Annotated in this window: 23 protein-coding genes; 14 read left to right on the top strand and 9 right to left on the bottom strand. The window is 53.7% G+C overall.

What is annotated here, in order from left to right; all coding sequences use genetic code 11:
- Positions 1 to 277: 277 nt before the first annotated feature.
- The 3 genes from QMQ05_RS08885 to QMQ05_RS08875 all read left to right on the top strand — a co-directional run bounded on the left by QMQ05_RS08885 (position 278) and on the right by QMQ05_RS08875 (position 2817).
- Positions 278 to 1153, top strand: a complete 876-nt coding sequence (locus QMQ05_RS08885) for a VOC family protein (RefSeq protein WP_345469337.1) — start codon at positions 278 to 280, stop codon at positions 1151 to 1153.
- A gap of 75 nt (positions 1154 to 1228) precedes the next feature.
- Complete coding sequence (locus QMQ05_RS08880; protein ID WP_345469336.1) at positions 1229 to 2176, top strand: epimerase; 948 nt, start codon at positions 1229 to 1231, stop codon at positions 2174 to 2176.
- Positions 2177 to 2187: 11 nt separating this feature from the next.
- Positions 2188 to 2817 (top strand): pentapeptide repeat-containing protein, encoded by a 630-nt coding sequence (locus tag QMQ05_RS08875; protein ID WP_345469335.1) that lies wholly within the window; start codon positions 2188 to 2190, stop codon positions 2815 to 2817.
- Here QMQ05_RS08875 and QMQ05_RS08870 read toward each other — a convergent pair.
- Entirely contained in the window at positions 2801 to 3727 is a 927-nt protein-coding gene (locus tag QMQ05_RS08870; protein ID WP_345469333.1) for a LysR family transcriptional regulator, read from the bottom strand. The genes QMQ05_RS08875 and QMQ05_RS08870 overlap by 17 nt on opposite strands.
- Positions 3728 to 3804: 77 nt before the next feature.
- Here QMQ05_RS08870 and QMQ05_RS08865 point away from each other — a divergent pair, with 77 nt between their 5' ends.
- The 8 genes from QMQ05_RS08865 (at position 3805) to QMQ05_RS08830 (ending at position 10969) form a co-directional block, all read left to right on the top strand.
- Positions 3805 to 5529: an FAD-binding protein gene (locus tag QMQ05_RS08865; protein WP_334122559.1), complete on the top strand. Its 1725-nt coding sequence runs from the start codon at positions 3805 to 3807 to the stop codon at positions 5527 to 5529.
- A 369-nt stretch (positions 5530 to 5898) separates the two neighbouring features.
- A complete protein-coding gene (locus tag QMQ05_RS08860) occupies positions 5899 to 6201 on the top strand; it encodes an urease subunit gamma (protein ID WP_334122560.1) in 303 nt (100 codons plus the stop codon).
- A 27-nt stretch (positions 6202 to 6228) separates the two neighbouring features.
- A complete protein-coding gene (locus QMQ05_RS08855) occupies positions 6229 to 6570 on the top strand; it encodes an urease subunit beta (RefSeq protein WP_345469330.1) in 342 nt (113 codons plus the stop codon).
- A complete protein-coding gene (ureC, locus tag QMQ05_RS08850; RefSeq protein ID WP_345469328.1) occupies positions 6567 to 8279 on the top strand; it encodes an urease subunit alpha in 1713 nt (570 codons plus the stop codon). The genes QMQ05_RS08855 and ureC overlap by 4 nt, the downstream gene beginning before the upstream one ends.
- A 29-nt stretch (positions 8280 to 8308) precedes the next feature.
- Positions 8309 to 8782, top strand: coding sequence for an urease accessory protein UreE (ureE, locus tag QMQ05_RS08845; RefSeq protein WP_334122563.1), 474 nt, complete (start codon positions 8309 to 8311; stop codon positions 8780 to 8782).
- Positions 8783 to 8858: 76 nt separating this feature from the next.
- Positions 8859 to 9458: an urease accessory protein UreF gene (locus QMQ05_RS08840; protein ID WP_331456908.1), complete on the top strand. Its 600-nt coding sequence runs from the start codon at positions 8859 to 8861 to the stop codon at positions 9456 to 9458.
- Positions 9459 to 9515: 57 nt separating this feature from the next.
- A complete protein-coding gene (gene ureG / locus QMQ05_RS08835) occupies positions 9516 to 10127 on the top strand; it encodes an urease accessory protein UreG (protein WP_058254442.1) in 612 nt (203 codons plus the stop codon).
- Positions 10127 to 10969 (top strand): urease accessory protein UreD, encoded by an 843-nt coding sequence (locus QMQ05_RS08830; RefSeq protein WP_345469322.1) that lies wholly within the window; start codon positions 10127 to 10129, stop codon positions 10967 to 10969. The genes ureG and QMQ05_RS08830 overlap by 1 nt, the downstream gene beginning before the upstream one ends.
- A 2-nt stretch (positions 10970 to 10971) precedes the next feature.
- On the opposite strand, the gene QMQ05_RS08825 is transcribed toward QMQ05_RS08830, so the two are convergent.
- Genes QMQ05_RS08825 through QMQ05_RS08810 form a run of 4 tightly spaced genes read right to left on the bottom strand, consistent with a single transcriptional unit; the run spans position 10972 to position 15789 of the window.
- A complete protein-coding gene (locus tag QMQ05_RS08825) occupies positions 10972 to 11652 on the bottom strand; it encodes an ATP-binding cassette domain-containing protein (protein ID WP_345469320.1) in 681 nt (226 codons plus the stop codon).
- A gap of 12 nt (positions 11653 to 11664) precedes the next feature.
- Positions 11665 to 13209, bottom strand: coding sequence for an ATP-binding cassette domain-containing protein (locus QMQ05_RS08820; RefSeq protein ID WP_345469318.1), 1545 nt, complete (start codon positions 13207 to 13209; stop codon positions 11665 to 11667).
- Positions 13202 to 14188 (bottom strand): ABC transporter permease, encoded by a 987-nt coding sequence (locus QMQ05_RS08815; RefSeq protein WP_345469316.1) that lies wholly within the window; start codon positions 14186 to 14188, stop codon positions 13202 to 13204. The genes QMQ05_RS08820 and QMQ05_RS08815 overlap by 8 nt, the downstream gene beginning before the upstream one ends.
- Positions 14185 to 15789: an ABC transporter substrate-binding protein gene (locus QMQ05_RS08810; RefSeq protein WP_345474686.1), complete on the bottom strand. Its 1605-nt coding sequence runs from the start codon at positions 15787 to 15789 to the stop codon at positions 14185 to 14187. The genes QMQ05_RS08815 and QMQ05_RS08810 overlap by 4 nt, the downstream gene beginning before the upstream one ends.
- A gap of 123 nt (positions 15790 to 15912) precedes the next feature.
- Here QMQ05_RS08810 and QMQ05_RS08805 point away from each other — a divergent pair, with 123 nt between their 5' ends.
- The gene (locus QMQ05_RS08805) at positions 15913 to 16257 is read left to right on the top strand and encodes an ArsR/SmtB family transcription factor (RefSeq protein ID WP_345469314.1); all 345 of its coding nucleotides are present in this window, start codon (positions 15913 to 15915) and stop codon (positions 16255 to 16257) included.
- A gap of 99 nt (positions 16258 to 16356) precedes the next feature.
- Here QMQ05_RS08805 and QMQ05_RS08800 read toward each other — a convergent pair whose 3' ends face one another.
- Positions 16357 to 18039: an ABC-F family ATP-binding cassette domain-containing protein gene (locus QMQ05_RS08800; RefSeq protein WP_345469312.1), complete on the bottom strand. Its 1683-nt coding sequence runs from the start codon at positions 18037 to 18039 to the stop codon at positions 16357 to 16359.
- Positions 18040 to 18092: 53 nt separating this feature from the next.
- Positions 18093 to 18938 (bottom strand): 3-hydroxyacyl-CoA dehydrogenase, encoded by an 846-nt coding sequence (locus QMQ05_RS08795; protein WP_345469310.1) that lies wholly within the window; start codon positions 18936 to 18938, stop codon positions 18093 to 18095.
- A gap of 184 nt (positions 18939 to 19122) precedes the next feature.
- On the opposite strand from QMQ05_RS08795, the gene QMQ05_RS08790 reads away from it, so the two are divergent.
- Positions 19123 to 21720: an esterase-like activity of phytase family protein gene (locus tag QMQ05_RS08790; RefSeq protein WP_434063132.1), complete on the top strand. Its 2598-nt coding sequence runs from the start codon at positions 19123 to 19125 to the stop codon at positions 21718 to 21720.
- 86 nt (positions 21721 to 21806) lie between these two features.
- On the opposite strand, the gene QMQ05_RS08785 is transcribed toward QMQ05_RS08790, so the two are convergent.
- On the bottom strand, positions 21807 to 22157 hold the full coding sequence (locus QMQ05_RS08785; RefSeq protein ID WP_345469306.1) for a hypothetical protein: 351 nt from the start codon (positions 22155 to 22157) through the stop codon (positions 21807 to 21809).
- Between the two features lie 82 nt (positions 22158 to 22239).
- A complete protein-coding gene (locus QMQ05_RS08780; RefSeq protein ID WP_345469305.1) occupies positions 22240 to 23019 on the bottom strand; it encodes a hypothetical protein in 780 nt (259 codons plus the stop codon).
- Positions 23020 to 23078: 59 nt separating this feature from the next.
- Here QMQ05_RS08780 and QMQ05_RS08775 point away from each other — a divergent pair, with 59 nt between their 5' ends.
- On the top strand, positions 23079 to 24143 hold the full coding sequence (locus tag QMQ05_RS08775; protein ID WP_345469303.1) for a PLP-dependent cysteine synthase family protein: 1065 nt from the start codon (positions 23079 to 23081) through the stop codon (positions 24141 to 24143).
- Positions 24144 to 24145 lie beyond the last annotated feature (2 nt).

Genomic DNA, 24145 nt, shown 5'->3' with positions numbered 1-24145 from the left:
TGCCTGCGGTGCAGGGGCATCGCTATGAGCGGCCGTTCTTCGCGCCCACGAGCAGAATTTTTTGTGTAGCAGTGTTTGGAAGCGGGTCCCAATCTGACGGTGGTTCTTTTGCGGATACTTGCGCTGCTCGGCGCAGACTGACACCCCATTATCGGTTTAGGCAAACTGTGGCAAACCCCGTGGTGAATCCGAGCTAACAATTTCCTGTTCGCTCTGTTGTTGACTTGATCTACGCGATACCTTGAAATCGTCATTCAGCTATCCGAGAGGTTCTGTCATGCAAAAGCTCACCGTCAATCTATGGATGCAAGGAACAGCGGAGGAAGCGGGGGAGTTCTACGCTGCAGCATTGCCGGACGCCCGAACAGAAATTGAATCACGCTATCCAACAGAAGGGCTTCTGGAATTCCAACAACCGCTCGCTGGCTTGCCGCTAACCGTTTCGGTATGGGTCCGTGGAACAAAAATAACGCTCATCAATGCAGGACCGGAATTCTCACCGAACGCCTCGATTTCAATTATCTTGAGCTTCAATGCCGATGAGCGTGACGTTTTAGATGCCACGTGGGCAGCATTATCGGAGGGTGGCAGTGCGCTCATGCCGCTCGATGCTTACCCATTCAGTACACGGTATGGCTGGGTGACCGATAAATTTGGAGTCTCCTGGCAGCTGATGGAATCCGCTGAGCCTGTTCCCGATTCGACCAGAATGATGCCGTGCCTCATGTTTGGTGGTGTGGCTCAAAACCGGGCTGCCGAAGCTATCGAATTTTACGGTGAAGTCCTTGGCGCCAAACTAGACAGCGCCTTCCCCTATGGGCAAGCCACCGAGGTCGCCACCGCGGATTCGCTGATGTTCGCACAATTCTCATTGGGTGAGGACAAAGTGGCTGCAATGGACTCGGGCGTCGCCCAAGGATTCTCCTTCACCCCGGGTGTCTCGTTGGAATGGCCGTGTGAAGGCCAAGAAGAAATTGACCGAGTATGGGAAGCCCTGTCGGCTGTGCCAGAGGCAGAAGCCTGTGGCTGGCTTACCGATAAATTTGGGGTTAGTTGGCAGATCGTACCGTCCAACATGGGCGAGCTCATGCAACGCCCCGGAGCTTTCGAGCATATGATCAACATGAAGAAACTGGTGATCAACGACTTTTAAACAGCAGGAGGCACCGTGAGCGATGACGGGCAGCGGGCAGTTGTAGCGGGAGCTAGTGGGTTTATTGGTCAACGATTGATCGCTGAATTGCAAACCGCAGGCTATCGCGTTTCTACTATTGGCCGCGAAGCAACAGCGGATGTCTCCTGGAATGATGAACCTGGCATTCTCAGGTTGGTTGATGGTGCGCAGTTGCTCATTAATCTGGCAGGCAAAAATGTCGGATGCCGTTACACGGATACGGCGCGTGAACAGATTCTGTCATCGCGCGTGGAAACGACAAGATCACTGCATGCTGCAGTTGTCGGCGCGACGAACCCTCCTGCGCTCTGGCTGAATGCATCAACTGCCACCATCTATGAGCACAGCATGAACGAACCGAATACCGAGTCCAGTGGGCGAATCGGCGCAGGGTTTTCTGTAGACGTTGCTCGCAATTGGGAAAACGAATTCTTCGCCGGACACCTAGCGAACACTAGACGTGTCGCATTGCGGATGGCGATCGTGCTTGGGGATGGACCAGCCACTCGTAAGTTGTTGACGATTGCCCGCTTTGGACTAGGCGGGACACAGCATGACAGCTGGTGGCCCTCGCATCGACGATACCGAGGCATCGGACCGGATCCCAGTGGGTCGGAACGTAGCGCCTGGTATCGAACTGGAGGCAAGCAACGGTTTAGTTGGATTCATGTCGATGATGTTCTTGGGGCCATATGGCACATCATTGATCATTCGGAAATTACGGGGCCCGTTAATTTGGCCTCTCCGAATCCCGTTATGAATTACGAACTCATGGCTGATTTACGCCGAGCGGTAGGAAGAAAATATGGCCTGTCTGTATATCGATGGATGTTAGAACCCGCGATGTTTTTGCTCCGTGTCGAGCCTGAGATGCTTCTCAAATCGCGGTGGGCATTACCAGAGAAACTGCAAAATACTGGCTATTCGTTCACTTGGCCGCAACTGGCTCCAGCGCTAAATGATATTGTCGAAACTCTTGGTAAGAAACCCGTATCTCCTTAAGGACGTGCCACGTGAACCCCAAAATTCGCACATTTAAGCTGCCAGAATTGGCTTCGGGGTATGCGGGGGATATTAGTAGTGGCCAATACATAGAACTCTTGGAATTCGCGAATCTTGATGCCCCAGTACAGGCAGATGAAGTCAGACTTGAGGAATGCCGATTTACCTCGGTTGCAGTTGAATCGCTACGTAACGCCCGACTGATGCAGTGCGAATTGGAACAAATCGGTGCCCCATCTCTTAATGCGGCAGGAACGTTCTTTAATGATGTACGTGTGGCACACAGTCGGTTCGGATCGGCTGACTTTGCCGAAGCCGAGTTGGATGGCGTGGTCTTTGAGAACTGCAAGTTTGGCTGGCTAAATTTACGTCGCGCCAAGGTTCGTGATGTTCTGTTCCGTAACTGCCAATTCGAGGAAATTGATTTTGGTGGCCAGATCCAGCGCGTGAGCTTCATTGACTCACGAACCTCGGTGCTCAACGGCATCGGTGCACAACTTCGCGACGTTGATCTTCAAGGACTAGATTTCGCCCAAGTTGAAGGACTGGAATCACTGCGTGGTGCCCGAATCAGTTCCCTTCAGCTCAGCCTTTTAGCCGAAGACATGGCACAGCATCTGGGAATCAGAGTAGCTCCGTAATCTGCTCATGCCTGGTTGTGAGTGTTTTTGCTGTTCCCTCGACCAGTGCATGCATTGCGAGAGCGGCTCGGGTGAGCGAAACATCACGGCGATGAGCCAATCCGATGGTGCGTGATAATTGCGGGTCGCGTAGGGCTATGGCGCGAACACCTGGTGTTTCTAGGGCCACTGTGGCGGGCACTACCGCCACACCCAGACCGCGATGAACAAAGCGCAGTACGGCATCCATTTCGCCACCCTCTACGACAATATTTGGAGATAACCCAGCCGTTTTGTAAGCCTGACTGATACTGGCGCGAAGGTCGTAACTGTGCGAAAAAGCCAACTGATCAATCGGAGCGAGGCTACGAAGATCCAGCTCTGTAGCCTTAGGCAGGTGCGGGTGGTCTAAAGAGTCGATGACCACCAATTCTTCTTCGAATAACGGCAGGTTCTGTAGGTGGGTTTCGTTGACTGCGTGTTCGGAAGTCACGATCAGTGCAAGGTCTAGTTCGCCACCACCGAGCTGCTCCAGCAGACGGTGTGATCCACCCTCGGAAATCTGTAACTGCACTCCAGGATATTTGTCGCGAAAAATATCTAGTACTTCGGCAACCAGCGAAACACAGAGTGTAGGCGGGGCACCGAGTCGTACACGTCCACGACGTAGGCCAGCCAAATCCGCCATTTCACTTCTAATGGTTTCTTCGTCAGCAAGCATGCGGCGTGCTCGGGGAAGCAGCGCTTGGCCCGCTGAAGTAAGGGAGATATTTCCGCGTGCACGATGAAAGAGTTCGGAACCGAGCTCTTGTTCAAGAGTGGAAATTTGGCGACTTAATGATGGCTGTGAGAGGTGCAAAATCTCAGCGGCATGTGTGAAGTGACCCACTTCGGCAATCGTAATAAAGCCCCGTAACTGCTCTAAATTCATATATATAGCCTATCGCTATCGTAATCATTCCGATAATTCATTGGACGTATTCTGAATGCCGGCAGATGCTGGGAAACATGAGAAAAGAACAGCAGATATCCACTTCAGTGCTCGTCATCGGAACCGGCGGTTCAGGTCTGCGAGCAGCCATCGAACTGGCAGAACTAGGCACCGATGTACTTGCAGTTGGCAAGCGCCCAAAACATGATGCGCACACGTCATTGGCTGCCGGCGGCATCAATGCAGCACTGGGCACCATGGACGAAGAAGACAGCTGGCAGCAACATGCCGCGGACACCATTAAAGAAAGTTACTACCTGGCTGATCCACGAACGGTTCAGGTTGTCGCTCAAGGTGCTGGCCGAGGCATCGAAGATTTAGAACGCTACGGCATGAACTTCGCCCGTGAACAAGACGGGCGAATTTCGCAACGGTTCTTCGGGGCACACAAATTCCGTCGTACGGCATTCGCTGGTGACTACACGGGACTAGAGATTCAGCGAACACTGATTCGACGAGCAGAACAATTGCAAATCCCAGTCCTGGATTCCGTCTACATCACCGAATTACTCGTAGCCGAGGGACAAATTTTCGGCGCCTACGGCTTCGATGTCAATGACGGCACTGGTTATCTGATCCACGCCGACGCGGTGATCCTTGCCGCCGGCGGACACAACCGAATCTGGCGTCGCAGTAGTTCACGCCGCGACGAAAACACCGGTGACTCGTTCCGTCTAGCTGTCGAAGCCGGCGCACGGTTGCGCGATGCTGAACTCGTACAATTCCATCCATCGGGCATCATCGAACCAGAATCAGTCGCAGGAACATTGATTTCTGAAGCGGCCCGCGGTGAAGGTGGAATTCTCACAAATGCCCTGGGAGAGCGCTTCATGGAACGCTACGATCCAGAGCGTATGGAACTGTCCACCAGGGATCGAGTAGCACTGGCAGCCTACACAGAAATCAGTGAAGGCCGTGGCACGGAGAAGGGAGGAGTGTGGCTGGACGTTTCGCATCTACCTCGTGAGACCATCATGTCCAGGTTGCCGCGCGTGTACCAGACCATGTTGGAAGAACAGATGCTCGATATCACCCAACAAAAGATCGAAATCGCACCCACCGCACACTACTCCATGGGTGGAGTATGGGTTGACCCCCTCACGCATGCAACAGAAGTCCCGGGACTCTACGCCATTGGGGAAGCCTCTTCAGGGCTGCACGGCGCCAATCGCTTGGGTGGTAACTCCCTCATTGAACTACTGGTATTTGGCCGGATTGTTGGTCAGGAGGCTGCCAACTATTCACGTTCACTGACTGCACACCAACGTTCTCAGGAGGCAATCGACCATGCACGGCAGTCTGTCCAAGAATTGGTTGCAGCGGATGGTGAAGAGAACGTTCGAAGCCTGCAGCGAGCAATCCGCGACGTGATGACCGCTCATGCAGGTGTAGTACGCGATGAAGCTGGTCTTCAGCTTGGCCTGGAAAAGTTGAGTGTGATTGAACAGCGCATGCAGAATATCGGAATCCATCCTGATATTGCCGGATTCCAAGATCTTTGCCATGCATTTGATTTGAAGTCCTCTGTACTGGCGGCCCGGGCCACCTTGGAGTCAGCTCTGGAACGTAAGGAAACCCGTGGCTGCCATAACCGTAGTGACTATCCTCTGACTGACCCCGACCTCCAGGTAAATCTGGTCTGGTCGCCACAGGGGATTGTCCGTGAGTCAATTCCTCAGGTACCTGCCGAAATTGCTTCTCTGATTACCGAAGTCTCTCAAGAGGGAAAGCTCGTCGAATAACGCCCTGAAATCACCCAAGAAATTTCTTTCAAACTGCTCCTCGAACTTGCAATGGCGACTGCGCGCGCCAGCGTGACTCGGGGGAGCAGTTGTGTTTTCTAGCGACGTCAACTGAATCTGGATGTAATGCACTTTTAATTTGGTCGAAACAGACATGCCGTGACCAGCAACGTTATGGCCGTAAAATGATGCCTGTCTTGGGGAAATAATTTATGTCAAGGAGTCTATTATGACCCGAAAAAGTCCCTACCGACGCAAAAGAAAAGGTCTGCTATTGTTGCCATATTCACACCCCTCGTGGCTAGTTTTAGCCGCTCTCGAGTACCAATGTGAAGCCGCCAAGTAACTCTTGATTGGGGAGATTTTTTAATGCATCTGACGCCGAGAGAGCAAGAAAAGCTCATGATCGTCGTAGCAGCGGATCTTGCGCGCCGAAGACAAGAACGTGGGCTGAAACTGAACTACCCCGAATCAATTGCCATCATCACCTATGAACTCATCGAGGGCGCACGCGACGGCAAAACAGTCGCCGAGCTGATGAGCTACGGCACTACCATCTTGCGCCGTGAAGACGTGATGGAGGGAATCCCAGAGATGATTCACGACGTGCAAGTTGAAGCGACCTTCCCGGACGGGACAAAACTTGTCACGGTCCATAACCCCATTCGCTAATTTTGGTGAAACTGAAAGGCACGGACGATGATTCCGGGAGAGTACATCCTTCGAGATGAACCAATTCTTTGCAACGAAAAGCAGAAGACGCTAGAGATACGACTAATTAATCGTGGCGATAGGCCCGTGCAAGTCGGCTCGCACTTTCATTTTGCTGAGGTGAACGCTCAGCTCGAATTTGATAGGGACGCGACGCGAGGATTCCGACTGGACATCCCAGCCGGCACCGCCGTGAGATTCGAACCCGGAGATGCCCGTACGGTAAAGCTGGTCGAGTTTTCTGGTGCTCGCCAAGTCCACGGTTTCCGTGATCAGGTTGCTGGACCCTTGGATCAGCCGGCTACTAAAGATCAGGAGCATAAAGCATGAGCTTCAACATGTCGCGTAAGCAGTATTCAGAAATGTACGGACCAACTACCGGTGACGGTATCCGTTTGGCTGACACTGAGCTGATCTTGGAAATTGAACACGATTACACCAATTACGGTGAAGAAGTTGTCTTCGGTGGTGGAAAAGTCATCCGTGATGGCATGGGGCAAAACGGCAGACTCACCAGAGATCAGCAAATCCCAGATACCGTCATCACCAACGTCGTAGTTTTGGACTACTCAGGAATTTACAAAGCCGACGTGGCACTACGTGATGGGCACATCTTTAAAATCGGAAAGGCCGGTAACCCGGATATTTCCGACGGCGTAAACATCATTATTGGCGCAGCGACTGAAGTCATTGCAGGCGAACACAAGATCCTCACCGCCGGAGCCATCGACACGCACATTCACTTCATCTCGCCTGGCCAAGTCGAGACCGCTCTAGCCAATGGCACAACCACCATGATTGGTGGCGGAACTGGACCGGCAGAAGGGACCAAAGCAACAAGCCTGACGCCCGGGCCGTGGAATATTTCTCGAATGCTACAGGCAGTCGAGAACTTACCGATCAACATCGGGTTTTTAGGTAAAGGACATGCCAGCAACGAAGCCCCATTGGTTGAGCAAATCCGTGCTGGAGCCATTGGGCTGAAAATTCATGAGGACTGGGGCGCTACCTCCTCGTCAATTGACACCTCACTGCGGGTCGCCGATCAGTACGACGTTCAGGTGGCAATTCATACCGATACCTTGAACGAGTGTGGGTTTGTTGAGGATACGATCGCAGCCATCGCCGGGCGAGTAATTCACACATTTCACACCGAAGGCGCAGGCGGTGGGCACGCGCCGGACATCATTCGAATGGCAGGATTACCCAACGTTATTCCAGCTTCCACGAATCCAACGCTGCCGTACACAAGCAACACCGTGGACGAGCACTTGGACATGCTGATGGTGTGCCACCATCTCAACCCGGATATTCCCGAAGATGTCGCCTTTGCGGATTCTCGCATCCGTCCCGAGACAATCGCAGCCGAGGACGTCTTACACGACATGGGCGTCTTCTCGATTACCTCGTCAGACTCTCAGGCAATGGGCCGCGTCGGTGAAGTGGTGCTTCGAACCTGGCAAGTGGCCGACGCAATGAAACGCCAGCGCGGCAAACTGCCGGGTGACCCCAAAGTGGGGGATAACGAACGGCTCAAGCGGTACGTTGCAAAATACACAATCAACCCTGCTATAGCCCATGGCATCTCGGACTCAATCGGTAGCGTCGAAGAAGGAAAATTTGCTGACCTCGTACTGTGGGATCCGGCCTTTTTCGGAGTCAAACCGGACCTGATCATTAAAGGTGGACTGATCGTTCAATCGATCATGGGAGACTCCAACGCCTCTATTCCCACACCGCAGCCGCGCACTTTGCGACCGAGCTTTGGGTCGATGGGCAGCGCCGTCTACAAAAGTTCGATAACTTTCATGTCTCAAGCGGCTATCGAAGATGGAGTTGCGCAAAAACTGGGACTGAGAAAAGTGATCCGCGCCTGCAGTGGAATTCGAGACCTGACCAAAGCTGACCTGAAATTTAATGGGAACACACCGGACATCAAGGTCGACGCCCAAACCTATGAGGTCTTTGTTGACGGCGAGCTCGCCACTTGTGAGCCCTCGGCGCAACTTCCCATGACACAGCGATACTTCTTGTTCTAATTGCTGCGGGAAAAATCTGAAGGAGAACGATGATTATTGAAAAACTCGTGGGCAATATCCATGAGGAGAGCAGTGGGCTACTTGAAGGGCGGCATCACGAGAAAGTAGTTCTGCCCAGTTCAGCACTGGTCAAGCGAATCCAACGAGTAACTACCGATCATGGGCGTGAACTCGGTCTTCGCTTGACCCCTGGTCCGGACCTACGCGACGGCGACGTCTTGTATGTCTCCGATGAGGACCTCATTACCGTCTCAGTCTTGCCTACCGATGTCCTCGTTATTGCCCCGAAGTCGATCTTTGAGATGGGCTTTATTGCGCATTCATTGGGAAATCGTCATCTGCAGGCCCAATTCTTTGACACCGATTCGGAATACGGCGCTGAGGTAATGGTCGTGCAGTATGACCACACTGTGGAAGATTTCCTCAAGCATCACAATGCTGTTTATGAGCGACAGGAACGCGTCATGCCCGTTCCATTCCGTCATGCAGAACACACCCACTAGTTCCGGCCACCTGCTGACGCTATTGCAGTTATCGGACTCGGCTTTACCAACGGGTGCTTTTAGTCATTCTTTCGGGATGGAATCCTATCTGGAATCAGGGCACGTTCGCGACGAATCGAGTTTTGCCCTATGGCTACGCTTGTTTTTGGAGCAGTCACTGACATATACCGATGGTTTGCTTTTACGCCTTGCCTTCGAAGCCCAAGATGATCAACGCATCATTGAACTGGACCGACTGATTCACGCAGCAGCTCTGCCTCGTCAACTACGGATGGCTGCGCAAAAAATGGGTGCCCGAATGCTCGCCGTGGCGTTGGCAGGATTTCCTGTGCCAGCACTGCACAGTTATCAGCAAGCGATCCAAACGGGAAACTGTTCCGGCCATCCTGCCATCGCCTACGCACTAGCCGCACGTGGGGCGGGAGCCCCACTTGCTGACGCGCTGAGTAGTTACTTGTTTTCTACCGCGACAAGTCTGACTCAAAACGCTATCCGTGCTATTCCGCTGGGACAGGACGCAGGGCAACGAGTCATTCGAGAAATGCACGGGACAGTCAACGCAGCTGTCATAAAAATTTTCACTCTGGATGATCAAGACTTAGGCCTAGCGACACCCGGTTTGGAAATAGCGCAAATGCGCCACGAGCATCAGCGCGCCCGAATGTTTATGTCTTAACCAAGGCCTTCACTTTGACCGTTTTCACGGTCCCAACTGAGATTTGAGGAACATACTATGGAACCAATTCGTATCGGCATCGGCGGCCCGGTCGGTGCCGGCAAGACTCAACTTATTGAGCGCATCACCAGAGCCTTGGACGGAGAAATCTCCATGGCCGCAATTACCAACGACATTTACACCATTGAAGACGCCAAAATTTTGGCTGCCAACGGTGTGCTGCCTTTGGACCGAATCGTTGGCATTGAGACCGGTGGATGCCCACATACCGCTATTCGCGAAGACACCTCAATGAACGCCGCCGCGATCGAGGAGCTAAAAACGAAGCACAAAGATCTCCAAGTCATCTTCGTTGAATCTGGAGGAGACAACCTCTCAGCGACGTTCTCGCCAGAACTCGTGGACTTTTCCATCTATATTATTGATGTGGCCCAAGGAGAGAAGATTCCACGCAAAGCAGGGCAGGGAATGATCAAATCTGACCTGTTCATCATTAATAAGACTGATCTGGCTCCATATGTCGGTGCGGATCTTTCGGTAATGGAGTCAGACTCAAAACAGTTCCGTGGAGACAAACCGTTCTGCTTCACCAACCTGAAAACGGACACCGGACTAGAGCACGTCATTGCGTGGCTGAAGCACGATGTTCTGATGACGGATCTTGCCTAGTGATCAAGCAAAGACTCACCGGTGAGCTTGATCTGCGGATTGAGCGCAGGGCGGGCAAGGACATTGCCACCAGTCAGTATCATCAGGGCGCATTGCGTGTGCTCCGCCCTCACTATCTCGATAACACCGCCCAAGTTTGTTATACGGTCGTCAATCCTGGCGGTGGCTACCTCGGGGCAGACAGGTATCGTATTGGCATCGACGTTGGTGAACAGGCCAGCTTGTTGCTCACCACTCAGTCTGCGACAAAGATTTATCGCACGCCACAAGGCGAAGCTCAGTCACAGCTGAATATTGAGTTGGGTGCTTATGCGGTCCTGGAATACCTACCTGACCAATTGATCGCCTACCGCGATGCTAGTTATCGGCAAAAAACCGTCGTTCGGATGCAAGACTCCAGTTCCCTAGTCTTGTGCGAGATCATTACACCTGGTTGGAGCCCAGACGGGCAACCTTTTAAATATCACCGAATCCGGATGCGCACCGAAGTGTATGTTGATGGAAATTTGATGGTCTTGGATAACTTGCTGGTTGAGCCGCAGGATCAAGACGTGGAATCACTCCTATATTTGCAAGGCTTTACACACGTGGGCATGTTGCTTGCTGTGGATTCACGGATTGAAACCACCATGGTTGAGGGTCTTCGAGAAGACGCTTATGCGGTGGCGGCGCAACAAGATGAACCTGTTCATGTCGGAATCTCCATGACGGCTACCTCAGGGCTCTCAGTTCGAACCCTAGGAACGTCAACCGAATCAGCCTCCACCGTATTGCTATGCATTGTTAATTCACTGCGTCAACGCCTTCGCGCCCAAGAACCAGTTGAACTACGAAAATATTAGCTTCAATTGTTTAGCTGTAGTTCAGAAAGGGCTACGACCTTGTCGCAGTACTGGACCAACGAACTGCGATCATGTGAGGCTACGAGCACTGAGACTCCATTGTCCGCAGCAGCGCGTAACACTTGGAAAATGGCCGCCGTGGTAGTGGGGTCAAGTGCCGAGGTTGGCTCGTCACAGAGCAGTATTCGTGGACTTAAACTCAGTGCCCGAGCCATCAAGGCGCGTTGCAGCTGACCATCAGAAACTTGCGACGGTAGTCGAGAGAGTAATGATTCAGGCAGGCGCATTTGCCTGGCTAGGTCAAGCAACTGCTCTTGATAGCGTAGTGGAGCTGGCCGTGACCGGTGATCTCGGAAGGCTAGGGGAGCGGTGATGGTTTCTGCCAATGTGAGTCGAGGATCGGCAAAACTTCGCGGGTTTTGTGGCAGGACCCCGATTTGTTGACGCAGGGCCACCAGTATTCTTGCCGTAGGAAGCTCTGATGGAACAGGGACTCCGTCCAAAATGATCCGACCGCTTGTTGGACGCTGCAGCAATGCTGCCAGAGAGATCAGACTGGTTTTCCCCGCACCTGATGGCGCCGTCAGACCTACAAGCCGACCAGCTGGAACGTTCAGAGTTGTCGGGGGAAGAACCTGACGCCCCGCCAGGTTCAATGTCACCGATTCCAGTTTTAGACTCATTGTTCACGCTCTCTAACCATTGTGCGCCGACCGTGTAGGTACCAATTCGCCACCGTGGATGGTGTAAATGACGGTAGCCAGCTGTTCAGCTAGTTCAACGTCGTGGGTCACCATCACTATGATGGTTCCCTTCTCAGCGGTGGTACGCAGCATGTCGCTGACGGCCCTTCGGGTATCTTCGTCAAGAGCGCTCGTGGGTTCATCTAGCAAAATGCAGGCAGGTTTCCCCACTAAACCCAGCGCCAGTAGTGCGCGCTGAGCCTGTCCACCGGATAACTGGTGGGGATATCTATCTAACAGGTCTGTTTCCAGGTTAAATTGCCGCCAGTATCGTTCCAATTGCTGACCTGTGGCCACGCGCGCATGGTCGCGAAAGGTTCTTTTGAGTGCTTGGCGAATCGTGCGTACCGGGTTCAGCGCGGTGCTCGCTGATCCGGGGATGAACACCAAACCCTTCCCCAACATTTTTCCTTGGCGGGCGTTATTACAGGACCGCCCGTTGAGCCTCACCTGAGTGGAGGCCGACAGCGAACCGGGCAAGAGGCCAGCGACGGCCCGCAAGAAGAGGGTTTTCCCGGCACCAGATACACCCATGAGGGCAACGATAGCTCCAGGTGCAGCACTGATATGTACATCGTTAACGAGGACTTCTTCATCTGCTGTGATCGTGGCTCTGGCGCTGATTCCTGCTGTGAAAACTTCTTGGGACTCGGCAACGGCGCAAAAGTCGTGGCGCAAATTCTTGCGCCGTGAGCGATGCAGAGGTCGGCGCGCGGTACTGGGTCGGAGCAGCCCGGCTATGGCCCAACAGGCAAGTACGAGCACGGCAGAGGGGAACAATAATAGCCACCAAGTGCCAGCCAGAATTCCACTGCGTGCATCTTCAAGAAGCAATCCAAGAGAAGCAGACTGGGCAGGAAGCCCTACTCCAAGAAATGACAGCGCTGATTCATGCCACATCGCGTGCGGTATCTGGAGGGCAAATCCAATTCCAATCTGGGGCAGTACCGCCGGAATCAGATGGGTTCGCCACAGCGCTACCGTACTGGCACCCGTTGCCGCGCTGAGCTTGACGTACCCACTTTCGCGTTCAGCCAGCAATTTAGCCCGCAGAACTCGTGCAACCTGTGTCCAGTGAGTGACCGCAATAGAGATGATGATGGCCCAGATTTGCCCGGGCCATAACGCTAGGATCACCACGGATAACAACAGATGCGGTATGGCATTAAGGCCATCAATGGATCGACTGATGATACCGTCAACTACTCGCCCAAAGGTCACTGCCATTACCGCAGCGAGGACTCCCAAGAGCGTTGAAAAAACTGCTGCGCCCAACGCCATCAGAAGTGAAACTCGTAGCGCGGCCGCGGTGCGTACCCACACGTCTCGCCCTAACTGATCGGTTCCAAAGACATGCGTTGCATTCGGGCTTTGATATACGGAACCTAGGTTCACAGTGTCAGCAGTGACCGGACCCAAAAGCGGTGCTAACCAGGCATAGGCTAGCAGTACTACGCAGATGATGCCGGGAATAATTGAGAAGCGGAATCTACGCATGGCTTACCCTCGGATCAGCGATCAGGTAGGCAGCATCCGCCAGAGCATTACCCACGAACACGGCGAGCGCAGAGCTTGCGGTGACTGCAGCGAGCAACGCAAAGTCTCCAGCAATAGCTGAAGCAATGACTGCCGAGGCAATTCCGGGCCATGCAAATATCGTTTCGACAATGAGAGCACCGGTGATCAGCTCACCAATGCGGGATCCAATAACCGAGATAAACGGCAGCAACGCTTGAGGTAGGGCTTCTCTTATCAGAATATTGGACGCCCCACGTCCCTGTGCGGCAAGTACTGAATCGGATTCCAAGGCTTCAAAGAGTGATGAACGCAAGTTCAAAAGCAGCCACGGCAATAAACTCAAGGCAAGGACACTGGAGGGCAGAAGCAGGTGGGTCACCACCGATCCAGTAGTCGGTGCCATCCCTGCTGCGGCGATTCCCCCAGTTGGCCAGCCCAGTGGAAGGGCGATCAGTCCGATGGCTATCAATGCCACCACAAATACTGGGAGCGACTGTGCTAATTGAGCGATGCCCAGGGTCAGCCGGTCAATAATCCCATGTTGATATTTGGCTGCGGCCAATGAGAGTACCAGCGCAAGCACGATAGCCGTGAGCAACCCGCTGATAGTGAGTAATACCGTAAAGGGGATACGTTCGGCCAGCACCTGGGTCACAGGGCGTGCAGCGATGATGGAAGTACCTAAGTCTCCTTGAAATGCGTGCCAGATCCAATGAGTCCAGGCATCAACCCAGGACCGATCAAATCCAAGTTCTGTGTTGAGCTGTTCGCGCAATTGAGTACTGGTGTGTGTATAGCTTGAACCGAGGTAGCTGGCCAAGGGGTTAAAGGGCGCGATGCTGGCAAGGGCAAAAACTACTGCCGTGAGCCCAAGGGTGACGGGTATTGCTACGAGGAGGCGGCGGATCAATAACGATCCCACCATTTTCCAGCGGTGTGTTGAAATCCCTGTTGTCACTTGCTGGTCCATTGGCCGATTTTGGCCCACGGCCCCCATGCGGTCCCGTGATCGTGCGGTTCGAGGAGCGTGGTGGAAGTATTCCATTGCTGATGCACGTCACTTCGCTGGACGTAGCTGTGGTCTACAAAAGCGAGGAGCAACATGGACGGGTCCTCGACGTAGAGTTCTTGCACTTTCTGGTAGGCATCCGCCCTTGTTTCGGGATCTGTGCTCGTTCGACCTGCATGTAGTGCCTGATCCATGACCTTGTTCGCGTAGTGGCTGGGATTGTCGTAGTAGGCGCCGGACTCGGGATAGCTTGAATGCAGCATCTTATATAGCTGCGTATCCACGTCGTAGGGTGTGTCACCGCCACCGAGCATGATGGCGTCCTTGCCCACACGTGGTTCGGCTTGATCAAATGTCGCGGGTTCGACAGAGATTTTGATTCCATAGGCTTCAAGTTGGGAAGCCAATGCCAAGGAAAGGTCTCTGCGCAGAGTGTCTCCAGGGTTATACAGCAGGGAGAATACTGCGCGTTGGGTGTCTTTCGTGCGTACACCGTCTGAGCCGATGACCCATCCCGCATCATCTAGCAATTGCCGCGCGCGCTGTGGATCATGCTCAAAAATAGCCTGGGAATTGTAATATTTTCCGTACTCGGGAGGCACGAAGGTGTAGGCAGGTCGACCAGCTCCGGCAAGTACTCCAGAAATCATTTCCTCGCGGTCAACTGCCAAGTTGAGTGCTAAGCGGACTTTAGGGTCTTTGGTGAAAGGGTGGTCTGCAGGTAGTGAAATGCCGCGCCAGTCAGCGCTGGAAGCACTGATCACTTCAAAGCCGTCGCGTTGGGCAAAGCTTGCTGCCAGCCGGCTAGGTAATACCGTCCCCGTGTAGCCAGAGCCAGCCATAGCTTGTGTGCGTGCATTGTCGTCGCTGGATTCAGTGTAGGAGACTCTACGCACCGCGGGAGCACCGTCTCGGTAATCCTCGTTGGCACTGAGTACGAGTGAGGAGCTATCGAAACTTTCCAGCGTGTAGGGGCCGGTACCGATGGGTGTGCGGTTCAGTGATGATTCGCTTACGGGTGTTGTAGCGTCGACCTTTTCCGACGGTGCAATGCCGATGAGCAGCGAGGTTTTGAATGAGACTTGAGGTTCATGGAGCAGGAAGCGAACAGTGCGCGAGTCCAGGGCAGTGACTTCTGCGAGGTTCTCTAGGGTTCCGGCGAGGGGAGAAGCCGTGCGAGGGTCCATGATGGCCTGGTAGCTAGCAACCACGTCTGCGGCATCAAGTAGCGTACCGTCGCTGAACTTGATGTCCTCTTGTAAGGTGATGTTCCAGGTCAAACCGTCTTCAGATATTGCTGGTTCGTCTTGCGCCAGCAACGGTACGATCTTCGGTAAGGTGTCCGGTTCCCCTTCAAGAGTAAACAGGGATTCGTTGATCTTTCCGATGCCGTTGTTATCAAAACCTGCCAATGGATTGAGCGTTGACGGGAGTGCTGGAGTGAGGAGATTGACGGCCGAAGTTTCTGCTGCATCCGTGCTGGCTACCTGACATCCACTGCAGACAATTACGATGGGAAGAAGAATCGCTGCTGCGCGGGAGAACGGCATGCGCACGTGGCACGGGTCCTTTCAAAAGAAGTGGGTGTTAATTGCTTTCAGAATACATGTGTTCACCCAGACAGATGTCTGTATTACCTGTTGCGATCGACATCGAAGAAACAGTGGCGAGCCGTGTCTGAGTTGGAACGTGAACAGATTGCTTTTGACGCACTGGCCAAGGTGCAGGCCACCATCCCTGACTGGATTGAGGTCTTCTCCTTATGTGCAGATGAAACTCGTATTAGGCTGCTCATTGCGATGCACGCTGCGCCAGGATCTTCGGTGACACAACTGGCCGAAGCAACCGGCTTGGCCCCTAATACTGTCACCCAATCCCTGGCGACACTTCATCGTGCCAACGTTGTAGAAGTGAAGCGGGACGGGAAATTTCGTCGGTGGCAGCTGGTGCACCCGGGGATTCATCAACTGCTCCACCAGCTGCAAGCCCCGCACTCGACGTTGCACCCCGAACACTAACTGGAGCAATTTCGGGACGTGGAAAAGCCATGACGCTACTGATTCCAAAGACGGAAGTCATCAATAACGTCAGGGCTCATTAGCGAAGCCGGGTGCTGCTCACCGTTTGCGAACTACTCGCGTTTCGTCCCACACAGGTTCCGCAGATTCATAGACGGTTCCGTCGGATCCGAAGACCAAGAACCTGTCGAACCCCTTGGCGAACCAACGGTCGTGCGTGACCGCAAGAACGGATCCTTCAAATGCATCGATGGCACGTTCAAGGGCCTCACCGGAATGTAGGTCCAGGTTGTCAGTTGGTTCATCCAGGAGCAATAGGGTCGCACCGGAGAGCTGCAGAAGCAGAATCTGGAATCGAGCCTGTTGCCCACCAGAGAGCGATTCAAACTTCTGTTCGGACTGACCGGCTAGACCATAACCGTCCAATGCACCAGCGGCGGCTTCTCGCGGTAAACCCGAACGATGCTCATCACCGCGGTGCAGGATTTCAAGTAGGGTCCGTCCGAAAAGGTCCGGCCGAGTATGAGTTTGTGCGAAATATCCAGGGCGTATCCGCGCGCCGAGCTTCACCGTTCCTTGGTGCTCAACCTTTTCGATCACCACGTCTGATACGGGAAGATGTTCACGCTCCGGTTCGCTTCCGCCACTAGCTAACAAGCGGAGGAAGTGCGACTTTCCAGAACCGTTGGACCCCAGGACGCCGACTCGGTCCCCGAACCAAATTTCAGTGGAGAAGGGTTTCATAAGACCCGTAAGTTCGAGGTTTTCCGCTACGACGGCACGCTTTGCTGTGCGGCCACCCTTCAGGCGCATTTGCACATTTTGTTCCAGCGGAATTGCCTGTGGCGGGCCCGCTTCTAAGAACTTTTCGAGGCGGGTCGTTGCTGCATGGTATCGGTTGGCCATGTCGGAACGGAATGCGGCCTTGGTCTTATACATGTTGACCAGTTCTTTGAGCTTGGAGTGCTCTTCATCCCAACGCTTGCGCAACTCTTCAAATCGTTCATTGCGTTCTTTTCGAGCATCAACATAACTGCCAAAAGATCCACCGTGGATCCACGCGGTCGCTCCACCGTGTCCTGGCTCCAGGGTAACGATGCGCGTTGCCGCATTGTTCAGCAGTTCCCGGTCGTGGCTGATGAACAGGACTGTCTTGGGGGAGTTGCGCATTTTCTCTTCGAGCCAGCGCTTACCTGGTACGTCAAGGTAGTTATCTGGTTCGTCCAAGAGCAACAGTTCATCGTTGCCTTCAAATAATGCTTCCAGGACGAGTCGTTTTTGTTCGCCTCCAGATAGCGTGCGGGCCAAACGATGTGATGCCGCATCAAATTCCACGCCGAGCGCTGCCATGCAGACCTTGTCCCAGGTGGTTTCCAGCTCGTATCCGCCAGCGTCACCCCACTCGATAATGGCTTCTGCGTAGCGCATGTGGACTTTTTCGTCGTCACTGGTGATCATGAGCTCTTCGTACTTGGCGACTTTTTCGGCGGCTTGCGCCAATGCCGGTGCCGCGGTGGAGAGAAGAAGTTCTTTGACCGTAGTTTCGTCACGCACTTGGCCAACAAACTGGCGCATGATTCCCAAGGAACCTGTGTGGTTGATCGAACCTTCATCGGCTTTCAGGTCGCCAGCGATGATTTTGAACAGCGTGGTTTTACCGGTGCCGTTGGGGCCGATCAAAGCAGTCTTTGTTCCTGCGGAGACTTTGAAGGTGACACCGCCGAGCAATTGGGTGCCGTCGGAGAGGAAATACTGTATGTCAGTCACGTCAATATGAGCCACCGAACCATCCTATCCGAGCAACACGCCTGCATTAGCCCGGCGGTGCGCGACGACTAATCGTACTTGTAGAACCCTTCACCGGTAGCTACGCCGAGCTTGCCCTGATCGATGTACTCGGATTTCAGTAGTTCAGCGAACTTCTTACTGGTTTCCCCGCCGTGACTTGCAATGTGATAGGCGGTGTTCAACCCGACAATGTCATAAATTTCGAATGGGCCAAAAGGTGCTCCGGTACCGATTTTCCAGGTGGTGTCAATGGTGGGCGCATCGGCAACTTCATTAACTAGTAGATGGCTTGCGGACTCAAGGAAAGGAACAAGTAGTGAGTTCAAGACATATCCCGGCTGTTCTTTGAGAACACGGATGGCCACTAGTCCCGTGCGCTCGGCGAAATCAACGACAGCTTCATACGCTTCCTTGCTGGTGTTGGCAGTGCCCATCACTTCGCCGGTGTTGTTCTTCCAGATGTGGTTGGCGTAGTGCAAGGCCAAGAATTGTTCTGGGCGACCAGTGAAAGGTGAGATGTCTGAAGGAAGAAGCGTTGAGGAATTTGTTGCGAAAATTGTGTGCTCTGGGGCGAGGGATGCGAGCTTTTGGTAGGTCTGTTCTTTGATCTTGAGATCTTCCGGCACTGCTTCGATGACCAGATCTGCGTTATTCACGGCCAGTGCCATGTCCGTGGTGAGTTTGATGGAATCGCGTGCGGCCTGAGCCTTAGTGGGCTCCCCAAAGAATTCACCGTAGACAGCGACGAGCGAGTCTAGACGCGTTTTTGCGGCTTCAAGCGCTTCCTCGCTGATGTCGAAGCCAATAACTGGCAGGCCGTGATAGGCGGTTTGGAAAAGGATCTGTGATCCCAGAACTCCGGTTCCCAGCACGGTGGTGTTATTCAGTTGCATCTCGATCTCCTTGAAAGTTGAAGTTTCATTGTGATTCTGCGCCTTTAGTTGAAGTAGTGCAACTAAATGTGATGAGTGGAACTTTTTGACATCTATCGGACTGATGATCGTCGCTTTTCGTTCACCAACTTTTTGCCCTCTACTGAGAATCTTGGGAGGAAATAACTAGCACCTAATAAGGGAGATGCCGGTGCATCGCACTGCAGGTAGAAGTATTGGAATTGTCACGGCTGCGGTCCTAGCCGTAAGCATAAGCTCATCGGCAAATGCCGACAATAGTGAATTTTTTGAACGAGTCGCTACGTACCCGGTGTATCAGAATCACCCTGATGGCGTTGAAGCAACCACCGCGGCAGAAATTTCCACCGTCTCTGAAGACGGCAACACCCTGATCTACTCCGATGCGCTGTCTCGGAGCGTCGGATTCGTTGATATCTCGGATCCATCAAACCCTAAGGGCCTTGGCCTATTGGCGCTGCACCAGCTTGGCAGTGCGGAGGATGAACCAACAAGCGTTGCCGCGTACGGGGAGTACGTGTTCGTCGTTGTTAATACCTCGGCAAGTTACAGCGATCCTTCCGGACGTGTAGACGTTGTGCGGATCGCAGACCGCTCACTGGTACGCAGCTTTGAATTGCCAGGACAGCCCGATTCCATCGCGATCTCCAAGGATGGTGCCTACGCAGGTATCGCCATCGAGAACGAACGCGATGAGGACGCTGGTGACGGCGGACTCCCACAAACCCCGGCTGGCTCCGTAGCAATCTTGGATTTGAACGGTGAGAACCCTGAAGGCTGGGGCGTACGAGAAGTTCCACTAACCTCCGGTACGCGAGAAGACCCAAAGGCATTACCACTATTGGAAGAGGCTGGTCTTGATACCCCACAAGACCCAGAGCCTGAGTACGTAAGCATCAATTCTAAAAACCAACTGGCGGTAACCCTCCAAGAAAATAACGGCATGGTGCTTATCGACCTGCCTTCGGGCAACATCACCAGCGCTTTCAGTACCGGCAGCGTTGACCTTGAGGGTGTCGACACCACTGACGATGGCAAGCTAGATACCGATGGCTCGCTCAAGGACGTTCCTCGCGAACCAGATGCCGTAGCTTGGCTTCAGGATCGTTACCTGGCCACCGCCAACGAGGGCGACTGGAAAGGTGGAAGCCGCGGGTTCTCCATCTTCGATTCTGAGACTGGAAAAGTCGTCTGGGATTCAGGTAATAGCCTTGAACACCTCGCCTTGGGCCAGGGACTGTTCCCTGAACATCGTGCCGACAAGAAGGGCGTTGAACCTGAAGGTCTAGCCATCGCTGAATTCAACGGTGTCGACTACGGTTTTGTCGCCTCCGAGCGAGCCAACTTTGTTGCAGTGTACGACCTTTCCAATCCAGAGTCGCCACGCTACCTACAGACCCTGCCGACCACCAACGGGCCCGAAGGAATCCTGCCAATTCCAGAACGTGGATTGTTAGCGGTCGCTTCCGAAACCGATGAAGACGACGTGCGTTCAGCAGTTAGCCTGTATTCTTTCGGAGCCGAGGAATCACAGTTCCCTCAGCTGCAGTCAAACGCTGATTCGCTCGTTCCCTTTGGTGCACTCAGTGGTTTGAGCGCTAACCCGCAGGATTCCAATAAGCTCTACGCGGTGAGCGACAACGCTTATGAGCCACAGATCTACGACATCACTCTTGGAACTCCAGCCACTATTGAGCGTTCCATTCCAGTGACTGGCGCAAGCACAGATCTTGACCTTGAAGGCATTGCCGCCCGCGGAGAGGGTGGATTCTGGGCAGCCCACGAGGGTGCCAGCGGTGCCGAAAACATGTTGGTGAGAATCGATAGCTCGGGTGCTGTCGTTGAAGAAGTTTCATTGCCTGAAGACGTTGTAGGAACCCTAGGCAAGCAGGGCTTGGAAGGCGTCACCGTGCGGGGTAGTGGAGATGACGAGCAGGTGATCTTCACCCTGCAGCGTGAAGCTCCGGATGAATCCTTTGTTCGCCTAGGAAAATACTTGCCAGCAACTGGCGAATTCACCTGGTACGGATATGAGCTGGATGAAGCGGTCGAAGGAGCTTGGAATGGGCTCTCTGAAATCACCGCTCTACTCGATGGATCCTACGCAGTCATCGAGCGCGACAACCAGGTGGGTCCAGCGGCCAAGCATAAGGCCATCTACCAAATTGAACTTCCTGAAGAAACCGCACAAAGCGATGATTCCGGCGTCACCATGTTGAGCAAGAAGCTCGCCGTGGATGTCTTGCCAGTACTTCAAGCCACGCACGGATGGACGCAGGAGAAGCTTGAAGGTCTAGCAGTGGCCGGCGACGAAGTTTATGTCGTGACAGATAACGATGCTGTGGACGAAGCCACTGGCGAGACCGTGTTCGCAAACCTCGGCGAAGTATCACAGGTCTTTGAGCTTGACTCCACCGAACCGTCACCAACGCCGGAACCAAGTGAATCAAGCGAACCAACTGCTACTCCAACGCAGCAGGAGAACGATCCTGAGCCTGAACCAGAAAACACCGAAGACGACCAGGATCCTCAGGGGACCGAGCAGCCAGAGCAGTCTCAGCCGGCTCCAACTCCAGAAGCTGAGAACCAGGACTCAGATTCGAACGGCTCAAATAACTCCGATGAGGAAAAAGACGCCCAGACTGATCCTGATGAGTCGCTGGCTAACACCGGTGCCAACAGCATGTGGCTGATTCCTGTCGGCTTGGTATTGGCGTTGCTTGGTGCTGCAGCAGCAGTCAAGTCCCGTCGAACCAAAAGCTAAGTAGGTTGAAGAACTACTAGAAACGAGTCAGGGCGTGGCATCTATATAGATGCCACGCCCTGACTGTGTAACCAAGAGGTGAGAACTTAGTTCTTCTTCTGTGCTTGGGATAGGACGACCGCAGCAACCGCTGCGACGATAAGCGAAACGATCAGGAACTTGCCACCCTTGCAGGACTTCTTTTCAGGAGCGAGACTCTTCTGCGCGTTCTGAACCGCATTCTGCACCGAGGTACGAGCACGCTTCGCTGCCTTGGAATTACCGGTGACGTTTTCGATCAGGTTGGAGCCGGCCTTGCTGATGGCATCAGCATTGACACTGGAGACGGCATCATTCCAGCCACCACGAATTTCCTTTGGTAGCTCTTCTTTTGCAGCCTTGGCCAGCTTCGCCAACGACTTTTCAACTTCTTTAAAGCTCTTAGCAGTCTTCGACATGTTTTCCTCTCTGATGGACCTTTAGGTCTCACTTTCCACACTATCTAGCTAGCGGTTAGCTCTCAAGCGTAGGGCGTTGCGCTCAGTGCGAACTGAGAATTCGCTGGATGCGAGTACGTAGTGCACTGACCAAACAAATGAGCATCAGTACCGCGGCCACGAGGCAAACGGTGGCGAAGAGCGGGGAAGTCGCATGCCCCGAATAACGATCAATAATGATGCAAGACAATACCCAAAGCGCTCCCGCATTCAGATAAATACCCATGGGATGCTTGAAACTAATTGCGGATAAAAACAGCGCAAGTAAGATCACGGCTAGCGCACTGGTTCCTTTAAACATCAAGGAATCCGGGTTTCCGGCGTGCATCGCAGAAAATGCCAGAGCCTCGGCAACAATGATCATCGAAAGCCAACCGGCAAAAAGTCCAAAACACGCTCTGGTAATCCAGCGATCAACATGTTGCACCAAAAGACTTCGGTCAATGACCCACACAATACGGATCAATACTGCTAACAGGATGAAGCCTGCGATCAGGCTAAAACCGATCAGTTCACGCCTTAAGCACAAGACCCAGATCGCATTGAATAGCACCATGGCTAGAACCCATGGGCGAATCTTACGGTGCACCTGAATTTTCCAGCGGGAGAATCCCTGCCAGATGGCATAGGCAGCTAAGGCCACCATGATTCCCAGCCAAGGCAGTTGCCCGACCAGCGGAACCGAACTGACCGTGGCATCTTGACCCAGCCAGCCGCCTGCAATCTCATCCAGGTCAGGAGCGGTCATGACAGCCCAAACAGCCCAGCTCAACCCCAGAACCATGAGGATGGCGTATCCACCCGAAACCAGCTTTAATTCCACAATTTTGAATTTATCACGACGGCTGGGTTCTATCGTGGCGCCACCGCTAAAGTGGAAGAATGACTGATCTTTGGGTGCGACAAGCAATTTCTCAGCTCAACGCCGATGCCAACCGTAGCGCCGATACTCATCTGCTGCGGTTTGAACTGCCTGCCGAATGGGGGATCGAGCTCTATCTCAAAGATGAGTCGGTGCACCCCACCGGTTCGCTCAAGCACCGTTTGGCTCGTTCGTTGATTCTCTACGGTTTGGTCAATGGCAAAATCAGTGAAGGCACCACCTTGGTGGAAGCTTCCAGTGGTTCAACTGCCGTCTCCGAAGCTTATTTCGCACGTATGTTGGGGCTGGAGTTCGTTGCGGTGGTTCCCACTTCGACCAGCACCGAGAAGATCAAGCTCATCGAATTCTATGGCGGGCGCTGCCATCTGGTTGAAAGCGCCGGACAGGTCGATGCCGCAGCCCGTGAATTAGCGACCCAAACTCAGGGATACTACCTCGACCAGTTCACCTATGCCGAGCGGGCCACCGACTGGCGAGGTAATAACAATATTGCTGAGTCGGTCTACGCGCAGATGTCCGCGGAACCGCATCCGATCCCTAGCTGGATTGTGGTCGGCGCGGGCACCGGTGGTACCAGTGCGACGTTCGGACGCTACGCTCGCTACAAGCAACATGAAACGCGCGTCTGCGTTGCAGACCCAGAAGGTTCTTCATTCTATGAAGGCTGGCGAACTGGCAATCTGGACTATGCCACCGGTACCGGCTCACGCATTGAAGGCATCGGCAGGCCCAAGGTGGAGGCCTCGTTTATGCCTGGGGTGATCGATCATATGGTGCAGGTTCCAGATGCGGCATCGTTGGCGGCCATGCACTTCCTTCGCTCAACCACCCGGTATTTTGCTGGCGGCTCCACTGGCACCAATCTTTATGCCGCGTTCGGGATCATCGCCCAGATGCTTGAACGCGGTGAGCAGGGCAGCGTGGTCACGCTGATCTGCGACTCCGGCGAGCGCTACACCAATACCTATTACAGCCAGCAGTGGCTTGACGAACAAGGGCTCGACTTAGCTCCCTACACCGCCAAGCTTCAGCGGTTTATGGAACAGGGCGTGCTTGAAAGCTAGGC

Origin of the sequence: Glutamicibacter sp. B1 (assembly GCF_039602135.1) — a bacterium.
GTDB lineage: Bacteria > Actinomycetota > Actinomycetes > Actinomycetales > Micrococcaceae > Glutamicibacter > Glutamicibacter ectropisis.
Note: the sequence above shows the minus strand (reverse complement) of the source record. Positions and strands in the feature narration are given on the sequence as shown.

Coding starts and splice junctions, on each gene's coding strand:
- QMQ05_RS08870 (WP_345469333.1), bottom strand. CDS start 3,727: ATGAATTTAGAGCAGTTACGGGGCTTTATTACGATTGCCGAAGTGGGT.
- ureC (WP_345469328.1), top strand. CDS start 6,567: ATGAGCTTCAACATGTCGCGTAAGCAGTATTCAGAAATGTACGGACCA.
- QMQ05_RS08775 (WP_345469303.1), top strand. CDS start 23,079: ATGACTGATCTTTGGGTGCGACAAGCAATTTCTCAGCTCAACGCCGAT.
- QMQ05_RS08885 (WP_345469337.1), top strand. CDS start 278: ATGCAAAAGCTCACCGTCAATCTATGGATGCAAGGAACAGCGGAGGAA.
- QMQ05_RS08810 (WP_345474686.1), bottom strand. CDS start 15,789: ATGCCGTTCTCCCGCGCAGCAGCGATTCTTCTTCCCATCGTAATTGTC.
- ureG (WP_058254442.1), top strand. CDS start 9,516: ATGGAACCAATTCGTATCGGCATCGGCGGCCCGGTCGGTGCCGGCAAG.
- QMQ05_RS08785 (WP_345469306.1), bottom strand. CDS start 22,157: ATGTCGAAGACTGCTAAGAGCTTTAAAGAAGTTGAAAAGTCGTTGGCG.
- QMQ05_RS08825 (WP_345469320.1), bottom strand. CDS start 11,652: ATGAGTCTAAAACTGGAATCGGTGACATTGAACCTGGCGGGGCGTCAG.
- QMQ05_RS08840 (WP_331456908.1), top strand. CDS start 8,859: ATGGAATCCTATCTGGAATCAGGGCACGTTCGCGACGAATCGAGTTTT.
- QMQ05_RS08855 (WP_345469330.1), top strand. CDS start 6,229: ATGATTCCGGGAGAGTACATCCTTCGAGATGAACCAATTCTTTGCAAC.
- QMQ05_RS08795 (WP_345469310.1), bottom strand. CDS start 18,938: ATGCAACTGAATAACACCACCGTGCTGGGAACCGGAGTTCTGGGATCA.
- QMQ05_RS08865 (WP_334122559.1), top strand. CDS start 3,805: ATGAGAAAAGAACAGCAGATATCCACTTCAGTGCTCGTCATCGGAACC.
- ureE (WP_334122563.1), top strand. CDS start 8,309: ATGATTATTGAAAAACTCGTGGGCAATATCCATGAGGAGAGCAGTGGG.
- QMQ05_RS08790 (WP_434063132.1), top strand. CDS start 19,123: ATGCCGGTGCATCGCACTGCAGGTAGAAGTATTGGAATTGTCACGGCT.
- QMQ05_RS08860 (WP_334122560.1), top strand. CDS start 5,899: ATGCATCTGACGCCGAGAGAGCAAGAAAAGCTCATGATCGTCGTAGCA.
- QMQ05_RS08820 (WP_345469318.1), bottom strand. CDS start 13,209: ATGCGTAGATTCCGCTTCTCAATTATTCCCGGCATCATCTGCGTAGTA.